General features: G+C 40.7%; 23 protein-coding genes. 4 read left to right on the top strand and 19 right to left on the bottom strand.

All coding sequences use genetic code 11. From position 1 onward, the window contains the following. The coding region (locus tag SYJ56_RS21365; protein ID WP_323837737.1) for a hypothetical protein at positions 1-196 on the top strand (196 nt) is incomplete at its 5' end. A gap of 61 nt (positions 197-257) precedes the next feature. On the opposite strand, the gene SYJ56_RS21360 is transcribed toward SYJ56_RS21365, so the two are convergent. From SYJ56_RS21360 to SYJ56_RS21335, 6 genes are all read right to left on the bottom strand, one after another. Then, complete coding sequence (locus SYJ56_RS21360) at positions 258-716, bottom strand: hypothetical protein (protein ID WP_323837735.1); 459 nt, start codon at positions 714-716, stop codon at positions 258-260. A gap of 170 nt (positions 717-886) precedes the next feature. Further along, positions 887-2,338: a serine hydrolase domain-containing protein gene (locus tag SYJ56_RS21355; RefSeq protein ID WP_323837733.1), complete on the bottom strand. Its 1,452-nt coding sequence runs from the start codon at positions 2,336-2,338 to the stop codon at positions 887-889. Between the two features lie 182 nt (positions 2,339-2,520). After that, positions 2,521-3,234 carry a VOC family protein gene (locus SYJ56_RS21350; protein WP_323837731.1) on the bottom strand — a complete coding sequence of 238 codons (714 nt, stop codon included), beginning with the start codon at positions 3,232-3,234 and terminating at the stop codon, positions 2,521-2,523. A 112-nt stretch (positions 3,235-3,346) separates the two neighbouring features. Continuing rightward, positions 3,347-3,688: a winged helix-turn-helix transcriptional regulator gene (locus SYJ56_RS21345; protein ID WP_323837729.1), complete on the bottom strand. Its 342-nt coding sequence runs from the start codon at positions 3,686-3,688 to the stop codon at positions 3,347-3,349. A 185-nt stretch (positions 3,689-3,873) separates the two neighbouring features. After that, the gene (locus SYJ56_RS21340; RefSeq protein WP_323837727.1) at positions 3,874-4,383 is read right to left on the bottom strand and encodes a tyrosine-type recombinase/integrase; all 510 of its coding nucleotides are present in this window, start codon (positions 4,381-4,383) and stop codon (positions 3,874-3,876) included. A 113-nt stretch (positions 4,384-4,496) separates the two neighbouring features. Next, positions 4,497-4,979 carry a phage integrase N-terminal SAM-like domain-containing protein gene (locus SYJ56_RS21335; RefSeq protein ID WP_323837725.1) on the bottom strand — a complete coding sequence of 161 codons (483 nt, stop codon included), beginning with the start codon at positions 4,977-4,979 and terminating at the stop codon, positions 4,497-4,499. Between the two features lie 204 nt (positions 4,980-5,183). Here SYJ56_RS21335 and SYJ56_RS21330 point away from each other — a divergent pair, with 204 nt between their 5' ends. Continuing rightward, on the top strand, positions 5,184-6,929 hold the full coding sequence (locus SYJ56_RS21330; protein WP_323837723.1) for an ABC transporter ATP-binding protein: 1,746 nt from the start codon (positions 5,184-5,186) through the stop codon (positions 6,927-6,929). A 652-nt stretch (positions 6,930-7,581) separates the two neighbouring features. Here SYJ56_RS21330 and SYJ56_RS21325 read toward each other — a convergent pair. After that, positions 7,582-8,271: an HAD family hydrolase gene (locus SYJ56_RS21325; RefSeq protein WP_323837721.1), complete on the bottom strand. Its 690-nt coding sequence runs from the start codon at positions 8,269-8,271 to the stop codon at positions 7,582-7,584. Positions 8,272-8,449: 178 nt separating this feature from the next. Here SYJ56_RS21325 and SYJ56_RS21320 point away from each other — a divergent pair, with 178 nt between their 5' ends. Further along, positions 8,450-8,749, top strand: coding sequence for a GIY-YIG nuclease family protein (locus SYJ56_RS21320; protein WP_323837719.1), 300 nt, complete (start codon positions 8,450-8,452; stop codon positions 8,747-8,749). A 243-nt stretch (positions 8,750-8,992) separates the two neighbouring features. Here the strand turns inward: SYJ56_RS21320 and SYJ56_RS21315 are convergent, their stop codons facing one another. The 10 genes from SYJ56_RS21315 to SYJ56_RS21270 all read right to left on the bottom strand — a co-directional run bounded on the left by SYJ56_RS21315 (position 8,993) and on the right by SYJ56_RS21270 (position 17,382). Then, on the bottom strand, positions 8,993-9,907 hold the full coding sequence (locus tag SYJ56_RS21315) for an alpha/beta hydrolase (protein ID WP_323837717.1): 915 nt from the start codon (positions 9,905-9,907) through the stop codon (positions 8,993-8,995). An 11-nt stretch (positions 9,908-9,918) separates the two neighbouring features. Next, positions 9,919-10,260 carry an L-rhamnose mutarotase gene (locus tag SYJ56_RS21310; RefSeq protein ID WP_323837715.1) on the bottom strand — a complete coding sequence of 114 codons (342 nt, stop codon included), beginning with the start codon at positions 10,258-10,260 and terminating at the stop codon, positions 9,919-9,921. 245 nt (positions 10,261-10,505) lie between these two features. Beyond that, positions 10,506-11,813, bottom strand: coding sequence for an L-fucose:H+ symporter permease (fucP, locus tag SYJ56_RS21305; RefSeq protein WP_323837712.1), 1,308 nt, complete (start codon positions 11,811-11,813; stop codon positions 10,506-10,508). Between the two features lie 8 nt (positions 11,814-11,821). Continuing rightward, entirely contained in the window at positions 11,822-12,586 is a 765-nt protein-coding gene (locus tag SYJ56_RS21300) for an L-fucose dehydrogenase (protein WP_323837710.1), read from the bottom strand. 31 nt (positions 12,587-12,617) lie between these two features. After that, positions 12,618-12,959 (bottom strand): DUF1016 N-terminal domain-containing protein, encoded by a 342-nt coding sequence (locus SYJ56_RS21295; protein ID WP_323837708.1) that lies wholly within the window; start codon positions 12,957-12,959, stop codon positions 12,618-12,620. Positions 12,960-12,969: 10 nt separating this feature from the next. After that, on the bottom strand, positions 12,970-13,800 hold the full coding sequence (locus SYJ56_RS21290; protein WP_323837706.1) for an amidohydrolase family protein: 831 nt from the start codon (positions 13,798-13,800) through the stop codon (positions 12,970-12,972). Continuing rightward, positions 13,797-14,657 carry a fumarylacetoacetate hydrolase family protein gene (locus SYJ56_RS21285; RefSeq protein ID WP_323837704.1) on the bottom strand — a complete coding sequence of 287 codons (861 nt, stop codon included), beginning with the start codon at positions 14,655-14,657 and terminating at the stop codon, positions 13,797-13,799. Before SYJ56_RS21285 ends, SYJ56_RS21290 begins: the two co-directional genes overlap by 4 nt. Positions 14,658-14,883: 226 nt before the next feature. Beyond that, positions 14,884-15,642 carry an SDR family NAD(P)-dependent oxidoreductase gene (locus tag SYJ56_RS21280; RefSeq protein ID WP_323837702.1) on the bottom strand — a complete coding sequence of 253 codons (759 nt, stop codon included), beginning with the start codon at positions 15,640-15,642 and terminating at the stop codon, positions 14,884-14,886. A gap of 60 nt (positions 15,643-15,702) precedes the next feature. Further along, complete coding sequence (locus SYJ56_RS21275) at positions 15,703-16,785, bottom strand: Gfo/Idh/MocA family protein (protein ID WP_323837700.1); 1,083 nt, start codon at positions 16,783-16,785, stop codon at positions 15,703-15,705. 51 nt (positions 16,786-16,836) lie between these two features. Beyond that, the gene (locus SYJ56_RS21270; protein WP_323837698.1) at positions 16,837-17,382 is read right to left on the bottom strand and encodes a peptidylprolyl isomerase; all 546 of its coding nucleotides are present in this window, start codon (positions 17,380-17,382) and stop codon (positions 16,837-16,839) included. A gap of 157 nt (positions 17,383-17,539) precedes the next feature. Here SYJ56_RS21270 and SYJ56_RS21265 point away from each other — a divergent pair, with 157 nt between their 5' ends. Then, positions 17,540-18,763, top strand: a complete 1,224-nt coding sequence (locus SYJ56_RS21265; protein WP_323837696.1) for a GAF domain-containing sensor histidine kinase — start codon at positions 17,540-17,542, stop codon at positions 18,761-18,763. On the opposite strand, the gene SYJ56_RS21260 is transcribed toward SYJ56_RS21265, so the two are convergent. Together SYJ56_RS21260 and SYJ56_RS21255 are read right to left on the bottom strand one after the other, a co-directional pair. After that, positions 18,738-19,892, bottom strand: a complete 1,155-nt coding sequence (locus tag SYJ56_RS21260; RefSeq protein ID WP_323837738.1) for a 1-acyl-sn-glycerol-3-phosphate acyltransferase — start codon at positions 19,890-19,892, stop codon at positions 18,738-18,740. The two genes, SYJ56_RS21265 and SYJ56_RS21260, sit on opposite strands and share 26 nt — an antisense overlap. 88 nt (positions 19,893-19,980) lie before the next feature. Next, positions 19,981-20,826, bottom strand: coding sequence for an alpha/beta hydrolase (locus SYJ56_RS21255; RefSeq protein WP_323837694.1), 846 nt, complete (start codon positions 20,824-20,826; stop codon positions 19,981-19,983). Between the last annotated feature and the right edge of the window lie 271 nt (positions 20,827-21,097).

Here is a 21,097-nt window from a genome sequence, read left to right as displayed (position 1 = left end):
TGGGAAAAAGTGCGAGCTGGGTGCGGTCAGTTCCTTGGATAAATTTCATATAAAAAGATACAAAAATCACCCCATAAGTCCCATCGGGATAGTGGGTATTTTTAGTGAAATCTTGAAGAGGTTTTTAGACAGTCTGACGTTTTGCAGCTACCCGAAGGGCGGGATTTTTACCACAAAACTTGATTTGAAAAACTAATTCTTGATTAACCACAAAACTATCTTTGGAACACGAAACCCCGCCTTTAGGGTAGGTGCTGTTATAGGGCGTTTTTCCTTGCTCCACCATGATCTTTTAGATTATTTGTCACGTTGTTTTTTATGTCTTTGTAGTTGTCTATGAAAAATTCGGATAAAATGATTCTACTGCCGTTTTTTATTAAAATTTTTGTTTCTTCAAAGTTTCCGAGTCTTGTTGATTCTATTTGAGTTTCAAAACCAACTAGGTCATTTTTAGAAATATTTCTTTTACTAAAAAAGATGTTTTGAATAACAATTTGCTTGTCGGTAATTTCGATAAATATCAATTTTCTTAATGTCTCAAATTTAATAAGCCAAACAAGAGTTACGGAAAATAAGATTGTCATAAAATAGTCTATCCATCTTAGTTTTAAAAAGTCAATAGGATAATTGTCAATTATAATTTTAGCCGAAACAATAATTAATGACATTGCTAATAATGGAAATAGATAAGCTATATATGTTAGTTTTGATTTCACTGTTTAACGGTTGTCTTTTAAAATGCCCTTTAACGGTTCGCGTATATGACTTGTGGCGGTTTTTGAAGCCCTTTCTTGTCGGCTTGCAACAAACTTACTTAAAAACACAAAGCTTGATTTTACCACCTTCCCCGCCATAAGTTATATACGCTGTTGTAGGTAGTTTTTCACTAATCGATTTTGTAGAATTGCAATCGATTAGTACCCCAAAGTAAACCAATTTCTTCATTATTAATTTGAAATAATCCTTGATCTCCTATTTTTAAATCGATAAACTTTAAATCTCCTAAAGCGGTTAATACTTTCGTGTCTCCATTATTTGTGTCATTAACAAATAGTTCACCATCTTTTATGCTTATATCAATAATATAATCACCTATTTCTGGAACTTGATAATTAAGTTTGTATTTACCTACAAATTTGTTTAGTTCTTCTTCACTCAATTTAATAGGTTCAACCATTCTAGGATTGCTTATTCCTAAATTGTAATAACTGGATACAGATCTTAAAATTTCGTCAATAAGTCCATCTCCATTATCAGCATTCGTCATAACGATTACAGCACTTCCACGATCTGAAAACGAGATAAACTTGTTTGTGAAACCCGCATTTTTACCCCCATGCCTGAATATTAAAGAATTCTCATCCGAATGTAATGAAGGACCCAAACCCCAATTGTTTTCATGTTTAGTTAACATTTGAACAATGGTCTCTTTTGATAAAACACCGTTTTCTTTGCCTTTTAAGATATCTTGAATTTCAATACAGTACTTTGCTAAATCTGTTGGGTTTGTCCACAAACCAGCAGCAGCTTGTTCTGGATAATTATGCCATAATCCGTCGATAATTTCTCCTTGAAAATTATATGCAGCACTCACATTAGACTGATAATTTATTCCTAAAGGTTGCTCATAGGTACTACTATTATTCATTCCCATAGGTTCGAGTATATGATTAGCCATATATACTTCAAACGGTAGTCCACTAATTTCTTCAACTATTTTTTCAAGAATAGTATAACCTCCGCCAGAATATCGCCAAATATTACCTGGAATAGTATCCACAACTATTTTTGGCGTATTTCCTTCGCCATTTAATACTTGAGTTATAGATGGGAAATTATCTCTTTGTTTGTAACCTGGAAATCCATGAACAGTTATTCCTGCTGTATGTGTCAAAAGCCTACGAAGAGTAATTTTCTCATTTTTTGTAAATTCATTATCTGGAATTTTCCAATCTTTTAGATAAATATTTACATCTTGATCAAGGTTGAGTACTCCTTCTTCTACTAATTTTAAAACAGACAAGGCAGCTATAGGTTTGCTAATGGAGCCTGCTTGAAATAACGTGTTTTCGTCAACTTTTAGTCCAGTATTAGTGTTAGCTATCCCATATCCTTTCGCCCATTTGATTTTTCCATTTTCCACCACAGCTATGCTCACTCCAGGAACTTTATAGTATTTCATTCTATCAATAATATTAAAAGTCTTTATAGTACTGCCTATAACCTGCGTTTCTAATAATAAACCATTTTCAATAGCTTGAATTTCATTTGACTTTTGATTTTGACATGAAATACATATCAGAGTCAAAATAAAATTTATTAATACTATTTTTTTCATATCGTTATTTTTAATTACCTACAACGGTTTCTGGCTTTGCGAAGAAGCGGATTTCGAAGTACTAAACTGTCAAACAAGCACAAATGTTGATACGAGGTAGGATGTTAAATTAACCACTGAACCCGCTTTTTTGCAAAACCTCTGTTATGGGCATACCCTTTTGTTTTCCCTTGTTCGTAAAGTCAAAGGTTACCGTTATGCTTTTGGGTCAAACGTTCTCTTTCTTCGGCTGTCAAGGCTATTTGGTTCAATAGTGCCCTGCATTCTTCCTCACGTATCGGGTCATTCATATTGCTCGCTAAGTCTATCCGCATAAGCAATGCTTCCGCTATATCTATTTGACCTTCATTCTCGACTTTTTGCAATGCAACATCTAACGTTTTGGCTGATGCTTTTTCATCTTCTTTGTAATCCCTAAATACTATGGACTTTGCAATGGATTTCTGTAAAGGGCTTTGGTTTTCGTCAAATGCCTTTTCATACGTTTCATCGTGTTCTTTTCCATATTTGATGAAGATAATGGAATTTCCCGAAACGTCCGTCAACGTAAATCTTGCAGTTCCCGGCTTCATTCGGGAAATTCTTGGTATTCCCGAATGTGGAACTCTTCCCGAGTTTTTTTTGAACCTTTGGGTAAACTCTTTGTACACATTTTCTACATCGGACACCATAACAAGACAACCGCTATACTGATTGTTCTTTGCGTCCATTCCTTTCACACGACCGAAATGCAACTCATATCCGCCCCTTTCAACGATACCGTATTGGTAAGGGCGGGTCATTTTATAAGTAGTTGTATAACCCATCATCTCCCAAAAGGTAATTGTTTCTTCTATGGCTATACAAGGTAAGGACGGTATCGTCAGCCAATCTTTTTGATGTTTTAAATGCTCCATGTTAATTAAAATTTGTTCGCAACAAATCTAAAACCTAAAATTGAGGTGTCGTTTTTATATACTTTTTTGTATATAAAGGAAAATGAAGTCATTGAAATAGCAATACAGAATTTCAGTCAATTCCTGCTTCTTTCATCAGGGAAATGCCGTATTCTGTTAACTGGTCAATAAGGGGTAGAGCTTTTTTAGCTTTTTCAGTCAGTTGATATTCCACTCTCGGGGGTTTTTCAGAAAATGTATGTTTGGTGAGCATATTTTTATCTTCCAATTCCCGTAATTGGGTAAACAGCATTTTGTCTGAAATGTGAGGTATAGTTTTTTTCAAATCACCATACCGTACCGAACCGTTCCGAAGACACAATAGAATTGGAATTTTCCAAGTTCCGCCTACATGTGTCATAGCGAACTCAATTGGGCTATAATATATTCTGTTGTCGTACAAAAACTCTTTCATAATATCGTTCTAAATTGGGTCTTGTCAAGCTGTTGATAACGACTATACCTACAGTTACTTTGAGTAGTGTTGTCTGTCTTAGGGTTGCACATAACTTATTTATTGTCGCCATTTTATGGCGTTTATCTTCTGATTTTGGGTGGCTAAACGCCACAAAACTCCATTTTTTGTGGCGGTTTATTTTTCTACAGATCATCGAAAGGGGATTTGATTTTTTGCAGGGAGTGTGTCGATACATGGGTGTATATCTCTGTGGTCTTGCTGCTCTGATGACCTAGCAATTCCTGTATATAACGTAGATCTGTGCCACTTTCCAACAAGTGGGTGGCATAGGAGTGTCTTAGCCAATGCAGTGTGGGCTTCTTCTTCATCCTTATTTTTTTGATAGCCTGATTGAGTACATTCTCTAGGCTCTTACTGGAATAGGCTTGTCCTGCTTTTGAGCCTTCAAATAAATAAGTCATTGGTTTTTCTAGTTTGTAATACTCCCTGAGCATTTCAACTACCTTCTCGCTTACCGGCACTAGCCGATCTTTAGCCCCTTTTCCATGATTTACTCGAAGTAGGCCCCGCTTGGAATCCACATCTTCCAGTTTGAGGTTTAATAATTCACTTCGCCTTAGTCCACAGGCATAGATGAGACTGAGCATCGTCCGATGCTTTACATTTTTGTGCGCTTGGAGTATATCTTTCACCTCTTCTTTGCTGAGAACATGGGGTAGCTGTTTGGGCCTTTTGGGTCTTTCGATCTCTATTGGTTCGAGCTTGCGTTTTTGTTTGTTCGAAAAATACAGCTTTACCGCATTGATCACTGAGATTGAAAGCTAACTGAGTATTTTCTCCTAAGGATATAATTTTGGTGGAAGTTTTCCAAATCCTCAGTGCTTATTTCTTCAGGTTTTTTGTTTTTCGTATAGCGAAAAAATAGGCTAAGGCTCTGGCTGTAGGTTTTTACTGTGGATTCGGCATAGCGTCTGTTCTGCATCCAGGCTATAAACTTTCTGATTTCTTGGTCTAAGTCGGGTGCCAATTCCGGCAGGTTTGCAGGTAATTGTCCTGCTTTTATTTTCTTGAAACCGGAATAATCTATCCATGCTTTGCCTTTGAATAAGATGAGAAGTTCTTCCACAATGCCTTCCGAATAGGGGAGCGACCAAGCCCTTCGTTCGGGGTTCCATTTTGCCATGGACAGGGTTTTTACCAATTCTATAAGCTCTTGATTATAATCGAATTGGAGCAAAACCACTGCTTTCTTTTTCCAGACTGTAGATGAGGTAAAAATTGTTTTCATGGTCAAAAAAATGAAAATGAAAGTTAAAAAAAATTGATAGAATGCCTAATTTCTTATTTCATTTATTGAAGCCTTCGGGAGGGGCGAGTGTCAGCTTCTCCACGGCAAAGTGAGCAATTGAATTCTTTCTTTTCTCAAGTTGTTTTTTCTGATTATGAACCTGAATTACCCAAATCGGGTTTTTCAAACTTAACATACTATTTCATGGCTAGAACAGCAGAGCGTAAGGTCACCATGGGGCAGGTCTTTAAGACCATTATTTGGCCCCGAAGAAAGCATTTATTTTTGGGACTATTTTTGATCATTATTTCACGGCTTGCCAGTCTGGTACTGCCGGGAGCGAGTAAGATCTTGATAGATGATGTAATTCCCTCCAATGATCTGACTATGCTTAAGTGGCTGATCGGAGGGGTAGTGCTGGCAATTGTGGTACAGTCGGTCACATCTTACGCACTTACACAGATACTCAGCGTAGAGGCTCAAAATCTGATTTCTAAGCTAAGATCTCAAGTTCAGGCACATATAATTAAGCTGCCGATTCGGTTCTTTGACAATGCGAAGACGGGCGAACTGGTTTCCAGAATCATGACGGATGTGGAGGGAGTTCGCAACCTAGTCGGAACCGGATTCGCACAGATGGTAGGAGGGGTGTTGACGGCAGTTATCTCGCTTTTTCTTTTGATAAGTATCAGCCCGATGATGACGCTTTATGTGCTGCTTCCAGTGGTTGTTTTTGGTTTGGTTTCTCTAAAAGCCTTTGGCAAAATCAGACCAATCTTCCGTGAGCGTGGCAAAATCAATGCACAGGTTACTGGTAGATTGACGGAGACTCTTGGAGGTATCAGAGTCATCAAAGGTTTCAATGCCGAGCAGCAGGAGATTAATACGTTTGCTAGAGGTGTGGATGAGCTTTTTCAGAATGTAAAAGCAAGTTTGACTGCCACGAGTTTTGTGACTTCTATGGGAGCTTTGCTTTTGGGATTGGCTTCTGCTGGAATCATGGGAATGGGAGGTTATATGATCATGCAAGGCGACATGACCTTTGGGGATTTTCTGGCTTTCACGCTATACTTAGGTTTTATGATCGCACCGATTGTGCAGATGTCAAATATAGGAAGTCAACTTACGGAGGCTTTTGCAGGTCTTGATCGGACGGAGGAGATTATGAATACTCCTCTTGAAGCAGATGATCGCACAAGAACTTTGGTCTTGAACGAATTTAGAGGGGATATTGCTTTCGATAATGTGTCATTCGCCTACGAGGAGAATAAAGAAGTGATCAAAGAAGTAAGTTTCACTGCTCCGGCAGGCTCGGTCACTGCTTTGGTGGGAACTTCAGGATCTGGGAAAACCACTATCGCTGGACTCGCTGCTACTTTCTTGAGCCCACATTCGGGTAAAATCACTTTGGACGGAAATGACCTACAGACAGTGACTTTGGAGTCATTCCGCTCTAGGCTTGGGGTAGTGCTGCAGGATGATTTTCTGTTTGAAGGTACGATTAGAGAAAATATTCTATTTCCAAGGCCCGATGCCAGCGAAGAAGATTTGCAAAAAGCTGTTGTAGCTGCACATGTGCAGGAGTTTACGGATAGGTTTGAGGACGGTCTGGATACGTTGATAGGTGAAAGAGGAGTGAAGCTCTCTGGTGGCCAAAGACAGCGAATAGCTATAGCCAGGGCGATCTTGGCAGATCCTAAGATTCTGATTCTTGATGAAGCTACCTCAAATCTGGATACCGAATCGGAAACGTTGATTCAGGCAAGTTTGAAAGAATTGATGAAAGGTAGAACGACATTTGTGATTGCTCACAGACTGAGCACGATCCGCCAGGCAGACCAGATATTGGTGGTGGAGAAAGGTAATATTGTGGAGCGGGGCAAGCACGATGAACTGATTGCTTTGGAAGGCAGGTATTATCAACTTTATACGTATCAGGCGAGGATATAGGGGCGTGTTGGATGTCCTGTGTTTGATGCTGGATGTCGGGTGTCGGATGGCCGATGCTTGGAGAAGGAAGAGGGGAGACGAAATGAAGTCTGATAATTCTGCTGTGAAAGAGTAGATCCTTTTTAAACCCGGACTATGCATTAGGATTCGTAACAGCCTGTCCCGTCCGCCGCGGCGGATCGGGAAGGGTTCAAACTGCAAGAAAATCAGTCACTTTGGAGATCAAGTCGTCCCGTACGTACGGGACGGTGAGCCTGCCGGCAAAGGCAGGAGCGAAAAGTGAAGCATAGCGACTGATTTTGAGGCGGTTTGAAGCCGTAGTAGATTTGCTAATGCATAATGCGGGTTAAATTGGGTTATGGAAATACGCTTTATGACAAAAGAGGAAAGCAATCAACTTAAATAGGAAGAGTTTTTGAAACTTAGTCCAGCTGAGCGATTCATGTCTTTTTTAAAGTTTTCCAGAAGATTATAAAAATTCCCGACCACTAACGATTCAAATCAGAATAATTTTGTGCTTAAGAAAAATTGGGAGGGACTTTGAATGGAAAGAAAGTATACACCAATTTATTTTTTTAGCTAATAAAAAGGAGGTGATAATAGTAGAGTCTAATGATCGGAAGAGAGCATCCGGCACCTGACATCCAACACCCTACATTCTCCTAATCATCTCCACCACCTGGGTGATATGCTCTGCCTGATAGAAATTCTCATGGGCAACTTCATGCTCGATTTTCTCATGCTCCCAAGTGATATGAAAGGGAATATGGATGGCATGACCGCCAAGTTCCAATACTGGAAGAACATCTGATTTCAGACTGTTTCCCATCATCAAAAATTCCTCAGGTGACACATCGAGATGCCGGACAATCTTCTCGAAATCTGCTACTCTTTTTTCACTCATTATTTCAATGTGATGGAAATAATGATCCAATCCTGATTTTTTTAGTTTTCTCTCCTGATCTACCAGATCTCCTTTGGTAGCCATGACCAGACGATATCCGTCGTGTAATTCTGCCAAGACTTCCTCTACGCCGGGTAGGATTTCCACTGGCTTTTGCATCATGTCATAACCGATCTCCATAATTCTATCGATAAACTTCACGGGCATTTTATGCTCGGAAATGCGGAGGGCTGTCTGGATCATCGATAGCATAAAGCCTTTAATACCGTAGCCATACAAACCAAGATTTTCTATTTCTGTGCGATAGAGTTCTTTTATACTGCTGTGCCTTGGCATAAAATCTTCCATCAAACTCCCAAATTCCTCCTCCGCTTCGCGAAAAAACGGTTCATTTACCCACAGGGTATCATCGGCATCAAAAGCGATTACTTTGATCATTTTTCAGCTTGTAAGTACTTGTACGCAGTAGCGGACTGGATTATTTTAAAATTCCGGAGTTGTAAAGTTAAGGACAGGTTCCGTCATTGCGAGGCACGAAGCAATCTAAATTGGGATGATTTGAAATTGCATCGTTACACCTCGACTCAGGGATATTATTTTTTATTAATTTAAAACTATGCAAAAGGGTGGAGCTGTTTACATCATGACCAATCATAGACATACAGTACTGTACACTGGGGTTACGAATGATCTTTTAAGGAGAGTATATGAACATAGAAACAAACTCAATCCTAATTCATTTTCAACTAAATACAATTTGACTAAGCTAGTGTTTTTTGAATCTTTTCACTCCATTGATGAGGCAATTGCAAGGGAGAAGCAGATTAAAGGTGGCAGTAGGAAGGGAAAGGAGGATTCGATAAATTCAATGAACCCAAATTGGAAAGATTTATGGGATGAAATTAAAGGATGGTAGGGGAAATTGTGTGTTCGACCATGCGATCCGTTTAATTCGGAGAGCCAATCCCGCTCAAAACTTTTTGATTGCCTGCCTGCGGAAGGCAGGCTTCGGTCATTCTTCCCTCGCAATGACGTAGAAATTTACAGTTGTAGGTGCTTTATCTTGAAAGAAGGAAATAACTTTCCCGTCATTGCGAGGTACGAAGCAATCCGACTGAGATTGCTTCAGTCATTCTTCCCTCGCAATGACGTGAACCCACTATTTCAAATCTTTCATCCAATCCAACAACACATCTCTCCAGCCATCTACAGGGCCTTTTCCCAAGCCGAAAGCGAAGCCATGTCCTCCTTTGGGATAGATATGCAAAGAAGCGGGCACTTGGTGCGCATGCAGAGCTTTGTAGTAAAGGAAACTGTTTTCTATAGGGACTCCGCTATCATCTTGAGCATGCACGAGGAAGGTAGGAGGAGTTTCAGCAGTTACATTCAATTCGCCAGAAAAGCGATCAATCAATTCTTGGCTGGCGTTTTCACCGATAAGATTTTTTCTGGAACCAGAATGCGCACCCGCATCTCTAAATGAGATAACAGGATAGGCCAAAATGGAGAAATCAGGACGGGCAGAAAGTGCATCGATAGCATCTTTTGGTCTATCTACTTCATGTGCATATTGGGTACTGACCGTCGAGGCTAAGTGTCCACCTGCCGAAAAACCCATCACACCTATTTTGCTGGGATCTATCATCCATTCCTCAGCATGATGTCTGGTAAGGCGCACGGCACGCTGGGCATCAAGTAAGGGGACTTCTTTTGCATCAGTCAGAGATTTGGAATCCGGAAGTCTATATTTCACTACTATCCCCACTATACCTTGTGTATTTAGCCATTTGGCAAAGTCTCTTCCTTCCCAATCGTAAGCCAAGATATGATATCCTCCCCCAGGGAAAATAACTACTGTCTGGCCAGTACGCATTTGCTTACTAGGTAGAAAAACTTCTATCTGGGGGATCTGTACATTTTCTATCCGGATGATTCCTTCTTCAATGGCTTTTTCTTCCAATCCCATATCATTCTGGAGTGGAGGAGTGCCTTCCCAGAGGGGGAGAATAATTTCTTGAGCATTGACAATCATGCTGCACATAATGAGGATGAGTACTAAAAGTGATTTTTGCATAGGTATTTATTTTAGGCGTTGAATTCAAAAATTTTGTCCATTAACTGCCAGCGCCAATTATCAGGTGTGCCGGGTAAATTGGTTTGGTATTGTCCGACAAAAGCTTCCCATTCCTGCACTTTCTCGTTGGCATTATCTAAGGCGGCTTTCTTTTCGAAAGTAAAGTTTTCGTCCCCAACTAGTATCATGCTCAGTCTGTGACGCCAGCAATAAATGCTCATTTGCAAAATACCAGCCTCCCGTATACTTTCTATGATTTCAGGAGCCACGGCTTTATGGCATTCCACATAGGCTTGAATCGCTTCCTTGTCGTCTTTCAGATCACAGATCAATACAAAGGTTTGGGTTTTCATAGTTTTATTATTTTCAACTATTTTAAAATCTATGTTAGTTCAAGTCTTCAGACTTGGACTCATTAAAATGCAGTCTTCAGACTGCAAAAGTTGGGTTTTTCTTTTAATTGGCAGTCTGAAGACTGCAATTGGACTCGGTACAAGCCTGCCTACCGGTCAGGCAGGTCGTGAGACTTGCGCCAAAATAAATAGATCATGAGACTTGCGCCAAAAGCAGCGTAGTAATCTTCCAATTTTCCAATTCTTCAATTTTCCAATTGCTTAACCCTCAAACTGAACAACAACACCATCAAGAAGCAGGCGAGAGGAAGAATAAAAGAGAAATTGACTTCAGGAACACCCAAAATCAAGGTATCATCGTACCCAATTCCGCCGATGTCCATGATCATTCCTTGCAGTGTAGGCATAATGGCACCGCCTACAATAGCCATTACTAGGTATGCTGCGGCAAACTTTGAGTCCTCACCCAATCCGTCCAAGGCGATGCCGTAAATAGTAGGAAACATCAAGGACATTGCGAAGGAAATTGCCACCAGTGAATAAAGTCCGTACATCCCGGGTAGGAAAATTGCTCCAGCGGTGAATAGAATTGCAAGCACTGAAAAGATACTCAGCAACTTAGTAGGGGAGATGTAGCGAAGCAAAAACGTACAAATCCATCGCCCAATCAAAAATATGACTAGTGCAGCGTAGCCATAATTCACTGCGTCCGCATTTGAAATTCCTAATACTTCGGCATACTGATAGATGTAGGTCCAAACCATGATTTGGGCTCCTACATAGAACATCTGGGCAAGCGTACCTTCTACAAAGTTTCTGTTTTTCAGCAATCTTCCCATTGTTGCTTTGAACTCAACCTTGCCTGTCTCTTTGCTTTCCGGCATTTTTACCATGGCAATGACTACTAGAATTCCGATAACTACTAGGCCGAGCATCACATATGGATTCCTAATTACAATCAAGTCAGCTGATCGGATCACTGCTTTTGCCGATTCATCCAGCGAAGAGAAAATGATATTTCCATCTGCATCTGTTGCATTTGATTGAAGTGCATTCAAAATGAATTGCTTGGCTACAAATAATCCAGCCAATGCTCCCATGGGATTGAAAGCCTGTGCCAAATTCAATCGTTGAGTGGCTGTGGCTTCAGGGCCCATGGACAAAATATAGGGATTGGCAGTAGTCTCTAAGAAGGCCAAACCAAAAGTCAAAATATAAAGCGAGGCTAGGAAAAAGCCATAACTCTCCCAAGCTGCAGCGGGATAGAAAAGCAAGGCCCCGAACCCGTAAAGACCCAAACCGAGTAGAATTCCTGTTTTGTAAGAATACTTTTTGATGAAAAAAGCGGCGGGCAAGGCCATGGTAAAATACCCTCCATAAAAGGCCATTTGCACCCAAGATGCTTGCGTGTTATTCAGTTCTAGAACTCGCTTAAATGCCGCCACCATAGGGTTGGTGATATCATTTGCGAAGCCCCAAAGTGCAAAGAGGGACGTAATTAAGATAAATGGAAGGATTAGTTCCTTGGGGACTAAGGCAGGTTTTTGGGTCATGGGTAGGGTTATAAAGCTCGGTCAAGATGGGTGTATCCGCCATCTACAAATAAATGCTGTCCTGTGATATGTGCGGCTTTGTCGGAAAGTAAGAAAATAGCCATTGAAGCAATTTCCTCAGGCGTAGTCATGCGTTTTCCCAAAGGGATTTTAGCTGTAATCTCGGCTAGTCTCTCTTCAGGATTTGGAAATGTGTTGATCCAGTTTTCGTAAAGTGGAGTATAAACTTCTGCCGGGATGATGGCATTTACTGTGATTTCGTAGGGGAGAAGCTCTACCGCCCATTCGCGGGTAAGCGAAAGTTGAGCACCTTTTGCAGCAGTGTAGCCGGAAGTTCCCCCTTGACCCGTCACTGCTGTTTTGCTCGAGATATTGATGATATTTCCTTTGGATTTCTTCAAATAAGGCAAGGAGAAATGAGCCATATGATAGTAATGGTTCAGGTTTTTGGCCACAGATTTTTCAAATGCTTCCGGACTTCCATTTTCCAATCCTACGCTGTCGTTTGCTCCGGCATTGTTGACTAGGCCGTCTATTCTTCCGTATTTCTCAAATGTTAGTTTCACTACTTTTTCTGAATCAGCAGCTTCGAAAAGGCGGATAGGAATCTGAAAAGCCTCTCCCAAAGCGATGATTTCGGCGCCTTCTTTTTCCGAAGGGTCAATCATCACAGGAATCGCCCCTTCTGCGATCAATCCTCTGGAAATTGCACCGCCGATTCCTTTGGATCCACCGGAAATCAGGATGACTTTATTGGTTAGGTTTAGGTTCATTTTATAACAGTTTCTTTTGTTCTATTGTTAACTAAGATAATTCCATTTCTATTTCGTCCCCAAGCTGGGGACTTATTTGAACTGTTGAATTAGCACCTGTCCTGAAGTAATCATAAAATAGCCTACAATACTTAAGATTAGTGACAGAAAATCCTTTCATGCCTGGGAATTCATTTTGCAAGCCCTTTGAAAGGGTTGTTAAAAATTGACTTCCCCATTGGGTTTGTTTTTCACTTATTGCTTTTCCAAGTTCCCAATAAAATTGAATCAGCGCAGAATTAACCGCAACTGCAGCTTTCAACTGGCTAGAGCGGATTTTGCCTTTTAGCTCAATAAGCCATTGTTTGTATTCAGGGGAAAATAAGTCCGTCATCAAAGTATAATTAAGGCGTTATCCCATAAAACTCCGCAGCTGTATTACCCATAATCGCTTCTTTTTCCGTTTTAGAAAGTCTATCCGTAAATCGCTCGATCACTTCCAATACTTGCTCATATTCTCCTGCCACCTTGCAGACAGGCCAGTCGCTGCCAAACATCAGTCTATTTGGGCCAAATAGCTCAAGCACTACTTCCAAATAAATATGTAGGTCTTTTGCTGTCCATTTTTTCCAATCGGCTTCGGTGATCATTCCAGATACTTTGCACAAGATATATTCCCGCTCGGAAAGTGGAGCCATTTCCTTTTTCCATTCTCTCCAAATACCCAATTTGATATTTGGCTTGGCTAGATGGTCGATTACAAAGGGTTGCTCTGGGGATTTTTTCACAAATTGTAAAGCAGCTTCCAATTGATTGTGGAAAATCAGAATATCGTAGGTGTAGCCACGCTTTCCAATTTTCTTAATGCCCCGAATGAAATCCTTCCGGAGCATATAATCCACATTCTTGGTCTGCAAAATTTCCCGATATCCCTTGAGTTTTTTTTGCGAAGCAAACTGATCCAAGTCCTTATCCAGAGCATCACTTGCAAGGTCTGCCCAGCCAACTACCGCTTTGATCTGTTCATGCTCTTCGGCCAGATCTAATAGGAAAGCAGTTTCCCGAAAGCTTTCATCAGCCTGGACTGCTACGCAACCATCAATCTGATGCTCTACTAAAATTGGTATGAGATCATCAGGAAGAAAATCCCGCTGGATCACCTTCATGTCGTCGGTAATCCAGGAGTGTTTTTGAGGATTGTATTTCCAAAAGTGCTGGTGGGAATCCAATCTCATGCTTCAGGGTCGTTGATTGCTATTTGTTTAGATACGCCGAGCCCGTCGATACCCAGTTCTACCACATCGCCTTCTTTCAGGTAAGTAGGAGGGGTCAAACCCAGCCCGACGCCTGCCGGAGTTCCTGTAGAGATCACATCGCCGGGCAATAAAGTCATGTATTGACTCAGATGCTCGATCAGCGTAGGAATGTCAAAAACCAAATCGGAAGTATTGCTGTCCTGAAGCATTTTTCCGTTCAGTTTCAGCCATAGTCGCAGATTGTGTGGATCTTCAATTTCAGATTTGGTTACCAAAACTGGGCCGAGCGGAGCGAAGTTATCTGCACTTTTTCCTTTGACCCACTGACCACCATGATGCAATTGGAAATCTCGCTCACTGACGTCATTGTGTACGCAGTAACCAGCCACATAATCCATCGCATTTTCTTTACTCACATATTTGGCGCGCTTGCCGATGACCACCGCCAATTCTACTTCCCAGTCAGTTTTCACTGAATTCTTTGGAATCAAGATTGGATCAAAGGGCCCGCAAAGTGAAGAGGTAGCTTTCATGAAAATGATTGGAATTTCAGGAACTGCCATGCCTGATTCGATGGCATGCTGCCGGTAATTAAGACCGATGCAGATGATTTTGGAAGGCCTTGCGATTGGCGAACCAAGTCTCGAATCAGCAGGAATTTCATTTAAATTTTCCTGATTGGCATTGAGCCATTCTTGTAGTCTGGCCAGACCGTTGTTTGTGAAAAAATCTTCGTTCCAGTCTTCTTGAAAAGTGGAGCAGTCCAAGTATCTGCCATTTTCATCCTGAATTCCGGGTTGTTCCTTGCCGGCTTCGCCGAATCGTATAAGTCTCATTTTAGTATCTGGTATTTAGTATAAAGTATTAAGTATTTAGATTTTAGTATCAAGTATCAAGACGCAAGATTTAGAATTAAGAATCAATAAGTTAGGGGCATAAGCCTTAATAGATGTCTTCGACTTCGCTAGACTGACTCACCGATCTAATCATACATATCATTTTATCGTGATTCTAAAGCATCCGGCATCGGACATCCGACATCAAACATCCCACTTCCTTCACTCACATTTTCAATCCCAAGAATCCCCCGTCAATCGGGATATTTGTTCCTGTTATAAAGCTTCCAGTATCTGCACTCACGAAGTAGGCCAGTTCAGCAATCTCCGACGGGGTGGCCATTCTGCCAATCGGCTGAGTTGCTGCAAGTTTTTCAAACATTTCCTTTTCCTGACCTGGATAGTTTTTCGCTAAAAAACCATCTACAAATGGTGTATGTACGCGTCCTGGTGATAAGCAATTGCAACGAATACCGTCTGCAACATAATCTCTTGCCACGCTCAACGTCATAGATAGGGCTGCGCCTTTGGTCATGCTGTAAGCAAATCGATCTGGAATACCGATGGTGGCAGCTACGGAAGCCATATTGAGAATGGAGCCGCCTCCGTTTTCTTTAAGCTTTGGAAGAGCAGCTTTGATGCAATTGAACATGCCTTTCACATTCACCTGAAATACCCTGTCGAAATCTTCTGCGGAAGTTGTTTCTACTTTTCCTATATGGGAGACTCCGGCGTTATTGATCAGGGTGTCGATTTTTCCAGGTATAGATTGGATCAAGGATTCTGATTCTGCAGGATCGGCTACACTGCCGCAAAGAAAAGTTACCTCAAAACCTTTGTCCCGCTCATCTTGCGCTACTTTTTCGCCTACTTCAGGGTTGATGTCAATGAAGTAAACTTTCGTTTTTTTGGCTGCGAAAAGCTGAACCATAGCGAGTCCGATACCGGAAGCTCCGCCTGTAATTACTACTGTTTTATTTTCCATGATTAAAGCAAAACGGAAGGTAGCACCTGCATTTTTTAGTGCCAAAGAATTTATGATGGATTATAGCCTGATTGTTTCACCCGTTTTCACGGACTCATCGCAGGCAAAGGCAATTTTGAGGCTGTTTAGCGTATCTTCCAAGTGATCATTAAGGTTGACGTTTTCTTGAATAGCCTTGAGAAAATAGCGCTGCTCACGATTACAAAGCTCTTGATGATCTGGCTCGTCTTTCAAATCAATCCATTCATCAGGTGTTATAAACTTATTTTTAGAATTGATAGCTGCATGGTGAACTCGAATGGATTCGGTTTTGGTATGTGAATCTACATTGTCAGATTGTCCACTTGCTCCAGCGTCCTTTGCAGTGATGGAAACGGCTCCTTTTGGCCCGAAAACATCCTTTACAAAAAAAGCAGTTTCACTAACCATAGGTCCCCAACCTGCTTCGTACCAACCTATAGAACCGTCTTTGAAGCGGATCTGAAGTTGGCCGTAATTGTAATTATCTGCTGCAATATCATCGGTCAGTCTAGCACCGATAGCCGAAACTGAGACAGGTTTAGATCTTGTCATCTGGCACATTACGTCGATGTAATGCACACCACAATCCACAATCGGGCTGAGGGATTTCATCAAATTGCGATGCACATCCCACATATACCCCTGACTTTGCTGATTGAGATTCATCCGCATTACGAGGGGTTTTCCCAGCTTTTCAGCTTCCTCGATAAATCTTATCCAAGATGGATGATGTCTCAAAATATAGCCTACGACTACTTTTTTGTTGACTTCTTTCGCTTTTGCAATGATTCGTTCACACCCAGCTATGGAGTCGGCGAGAGGCTTTTCTATGAAAATATGGCATCCCACCTCAAGTGATTTCAATGCAAAATCCTCATGGGTATCCGGATAGGTGGAAATGCAAACTGCATCAGGTTTGGACTGTTTCAATGCTTCCTCGAAATTTGAAAAAAGAGGATAATTCGCGTGAAGATGCTCATTAAGTTTGCTTTTGGAATCGCCCCTGGAAACTAGCCCGCATATTAGGAACTCAGGGAAATTGTGGTAGGCCGTGGCATGGGCAATTCCCATATTTCCACAGCCGACAACGAGAATTCTAATTGGGTTATTTTTAATTGACATTTTGGGATTATTGGTCTTGGGTTCTTTAATATTATTATTTAATTATTGAGCTCAATTGGATCTTATTTTGACTTCTTCTGCAGACATCTGAATAATTTTCACAGACAAAGTCACAGGCTTTAGGGGCTCGTCTTTGCTGTCCCGCTTGACCCGAACGATTTGTTCAATAACATTCATACCTTTGATCACATGGCCAAAAACGGTATAATCTCCGTCCAATCTGTGTAAACCTTCAGGGTTTTGCACAATATAAAACTGACATCTGGCCGATAATTTGCCGGGATTATCATCTCTTCCAGCTCCCACAGCGCCATAGACATGAGTCAACTCGGGTACAAATTCTGGCTCCAAAAGATATTCAGGATCATTGAAACCTTCTTCTGTATCTGGACAACCGCCTTGAGCGACAAAGTTTGGAATGACGCGATTGAAAGACAATGAATCCCAATAGCCAGCATTTGCCAACTCTATGAAGCTTTCTTTGTGATTTGGAGTTCGGTCATCGAGAGCAATGAGTATTTCGCCGTAGGGCGTCATCACTTGCCCTATAAATACTGTCTCAGGGGATGTCTGCGAAAAAGAATTACTTGCAGGCAAGAGTAATAGATTGATTAATAACAAGCTAAGTATTGAGAGAAATCTATATGTTTTACTATCTCGTAAATAATCGCTGAAAGAAAAAGTAATTGCCATTTCGTTAGGATAGGAAATTGAAATAAAGATTTTTTGTAATAGTAGAATTAAAAGTAGTAAAATGAATCTAATATCTTCTTTTCAAGATAATGAATTAGAAAGGCTTTTGGCGCTGAGTAATCTAGGGATTGATTACTATGAACCAAAGCAAGGACTTAATTTTCTGACTGAGCTAGCTGCCAAGATTTGCGGTACGGAAATCTCTCTAGTTAATCTCGTTGATTCCTTTACTCAATGGAGTGTTTCTTCATATGGTGTAGATATCACCCAAATGCCGCGAGAAGAATCCGTTTGTCAATACACGATATATACTTCTTCTGATGAAGGTTTTGAAGTAAAGGACTTAAGCACAGATGAGCGTTTTAAAAATATTTTCTATGTAAAAGACAAGCCAAATCTGCGCTATTACATGGGTGTGCCATTGACTTCGCCTGAAGGTTATAATCTTGGGGCACTGTGTGTAATGGATAGTAATCTGAAGCATCTTTCTGAGGATGTTAAGGAAATATTGAGATTAATTGCCAGACAGATTGTAGACAGATTGCGAGTTAATAATCTACTGGCTGACCTTAAGAATAGACTTAAAGAGTCTGAGTTGAGCCAAAAGAAATTGGCTCATGATATTCGCGGCCCTATTGGAGGCATAATTGGTCTATCTGATTTGCTTCTTAACGATAATGGTGATCCTGTTGATCTACAGGAAATACAAGAATGTGCAGAAATGATCAAGCATAGCGGTTTGTCCTTGCTTGATTTATCAAAAGATATTCTTTCAAAAGAATTTGATGGAAATTCCCGCCGAAGCAGTGAATTGAAGGAGTATGAAACAAATTTAGTGAAACTCAATGATACAATATTGCGACTTTTGGCTCCTCAAATAAAAGTCAAAAACATTGACTTTAAGGTAAGACTAAATCAGGAGAATCAATTGGAGTCTTTTTCTAAACTGTATGTGTTGCAAATTTTAGGGAATTTACTTTCCAACTCAATCAAATTCACGCAATCGGGAGGTGAGATTACCTTATTAATGAATCTGAAACGTAATGAGTTGGATTTGCTATTAGAGATAAGTGTAGAAGATAATGGGATGGGAATGACAAGTTCCAAAATCAATGAAATCTTAGACCAGGGTACCTCTACCCATGAAGGAACACGTGGTGAAGTTGGATTTGGCTTAGGCCTGAATTTAGTAAAACACCTTGTCAATCAGCGTGAAGGAACCATGGAAATTGAGTCCAATATAGGAGAAGGCACAAAATTTACAATTGAGATGAAGGTGAATTAAAATTTAGTGCTGTCTTTTGGTTATTCACTGGATTGGCATACATCGCCAAAAAGCTTTTGATCAAGAAATCATTCTTGGTATTGACCTTCTCATTCATTCTTTTTTCGAAGGACTCTTTCTCTGCTTCGGTATAAAATTTTTCATATTCTTTATCGCCATAGAGTAGGTCATGGGCGATATAATTGCTCGGCCAAAGCTTGTAGCCGGCCCATATTTTCTGGTCAATGCATTCAGCCAGTTTGCTGAGTTTGTCAGGTTGACTAAGTTCCAGTTGGGAGATTTCCTTGATTTCTTTATCTAAAATACCATTCACGTGTAGATGAATTCTCTTTTTTGAGCCAATGATTCCTCTGAGGAGATTTAGAAAGTCTTCATTTTCGCCTTTGACATACTTTTCATCACGAGACTTGGCAAGCCATTCGGGCATCTTCAGGACGTCTGTAGGGTCATATTCGTAGGAGATGGAGATTGGGACAACTTTGATTTTTTCAAAATAGCCAAATGGATCTACCCCATCTTCTGCCAATGTGAGCATTTTCAGCACGCCCCGGTGAGTAGAGTCATTGCCGTCCTTAGTTCTTCCTTCACGCTGGGCCGTCCACACAGATCGGTTTTCAGCGAGAAGCGATTTTTTGATGTAGGCGGAGGCCATTTGCGAACTTTCCATTAGAGCTCTTCCTTGAAGGCCGCGTTTAATAGCAAAGTTTCTATTTAGCCTGGACAGTGTATGTAGGAAGGGCTTCTGTATCAAATTATCTCCAATTGCGGAAGTCGTGAGTACAAGGCCATTTTCATACAGACAGGAATTTAACAAAGAGGTGTCTAGAATTATATCTCTATGGTTGGAGATGAATAGATAAGCAGTATTGGATTCCAGTTGCCCAAAACCACTTGTAGTCAACCCTTCAGAGCTTTTCTCCAAGACTTTTTGCACACCCGGATAAATAAAATTGACCTGAAAGTCTCTTAAAGAATGCGTGTGAACCATCAGATCTTTCCAATGCTCCCTGGTATCACATGGAAATGTGAAACTCATCATAGCCTCCAGCATAGGGTCATCTATAATCCTGCGGATTGCAGCATTGGCTTCTGCGTCATAAAAAGGCCTGATTGAATCAAATTGCGACATAGTAATCTTTAGGGTGGTCTGCAAAAAGCAAAATTTAGCTTAGAATTCTAAGCTAATTTACATCTATCAAAATTAATAAACCTTAGAACTAGCGAATGAGGTGCTTATCTATGAAGAGCAAATGAAAGGGAAGCGCACTAGTCCAATACTCCCAGGTGTGGGCTCCCGGACGCTCTGTGTAGTCATGCGGAGTGCCATTTTCAAGGAGCAGTTGATGCATTTGTCTGTTGGTTTCCAGTAAGAAATCATCCACACCACAATCCATAAGCAAGGCAATTCCATTTTCTTTCATTTGATCTACTAATCCCACCGCCGTATAGGTACTGAAAGGAGCATCGTATTGCAGATCCATACCCAGCATTTCCTGTTGTTGACTTTGACGAAGCTTGCTGAATTCTGCTGGGACTTTCCATAAGCGGGTGTCGATGTTCATTACTCCACTCATACTGGTAGCTGCAATAAATAAATCAGAATGCTTTGCGCTGAGCATGATCGCCCCATGTCCACCCATGGAGAGACCAGTGATTGCTCTAGATTCTTTCTTAGCTATTGTTTTGTACAAATTGTCGATGTGAGGGATCAGCTCAGCCGTGATGTAAGTCTCGTATTGCACCGAGTCCATCACTGGGCTATCGAAGTAATAACTAGACGGCCCCACTCCAGGAGTCACAATGATCAGCTCATATTGCTCAGCCATACGATTGACAAGACCGGGTTCGGTTACCTTTTGATACCAGTCACTATAAGCACCGCTTCCACCATGAAGTAGATAGAGCGTAGCAAATTGCTTATTGCCGTCATAGCTGGAAGGTGTAGTTACCGCTGCTTTCAGCGTTTTATTCATGGCTTTGCTGAATACTTCTATGGTATCGACTTTGGCTTGAGCAAAAAGCAAACCCGGAATAAAGAATAGTAGAATCAGAGATTTTTTCATGAGTAAGGGTATGTTGGGAGTGATGAACTTACAAAGTAGGGATAAAAGACTGAAAAAATAGTCTGTTTTTTTAAGATATGGATATCTGCCAGTTGAGTATTAGTGCGAACAAAGTATGCTTGTTTAAATCCTTATAGTCAATAACCTTACACAGCTATAAAAGTATTTTTAGTTCTCCTGTCTCACACTCTATTTTTACCTAACATTTACATCTATAATTCAAAATTTTAGAATGGAACTATGATGTTACTATCTGGAACTTTGTTGTTAG

This window comes from Algoriphagus aurantiacus (genome assembly GCF_035156405.1).
GTDB lineage: Bacteria > Bacteroidota > Bacteroidia > Cytophagales > Cyclobacteriaceae > Algoriphagus > Algoriphagus aurantiacus.
This window is presented reverse-complemented; position numbering and strand designations above follow the sequence as displayed.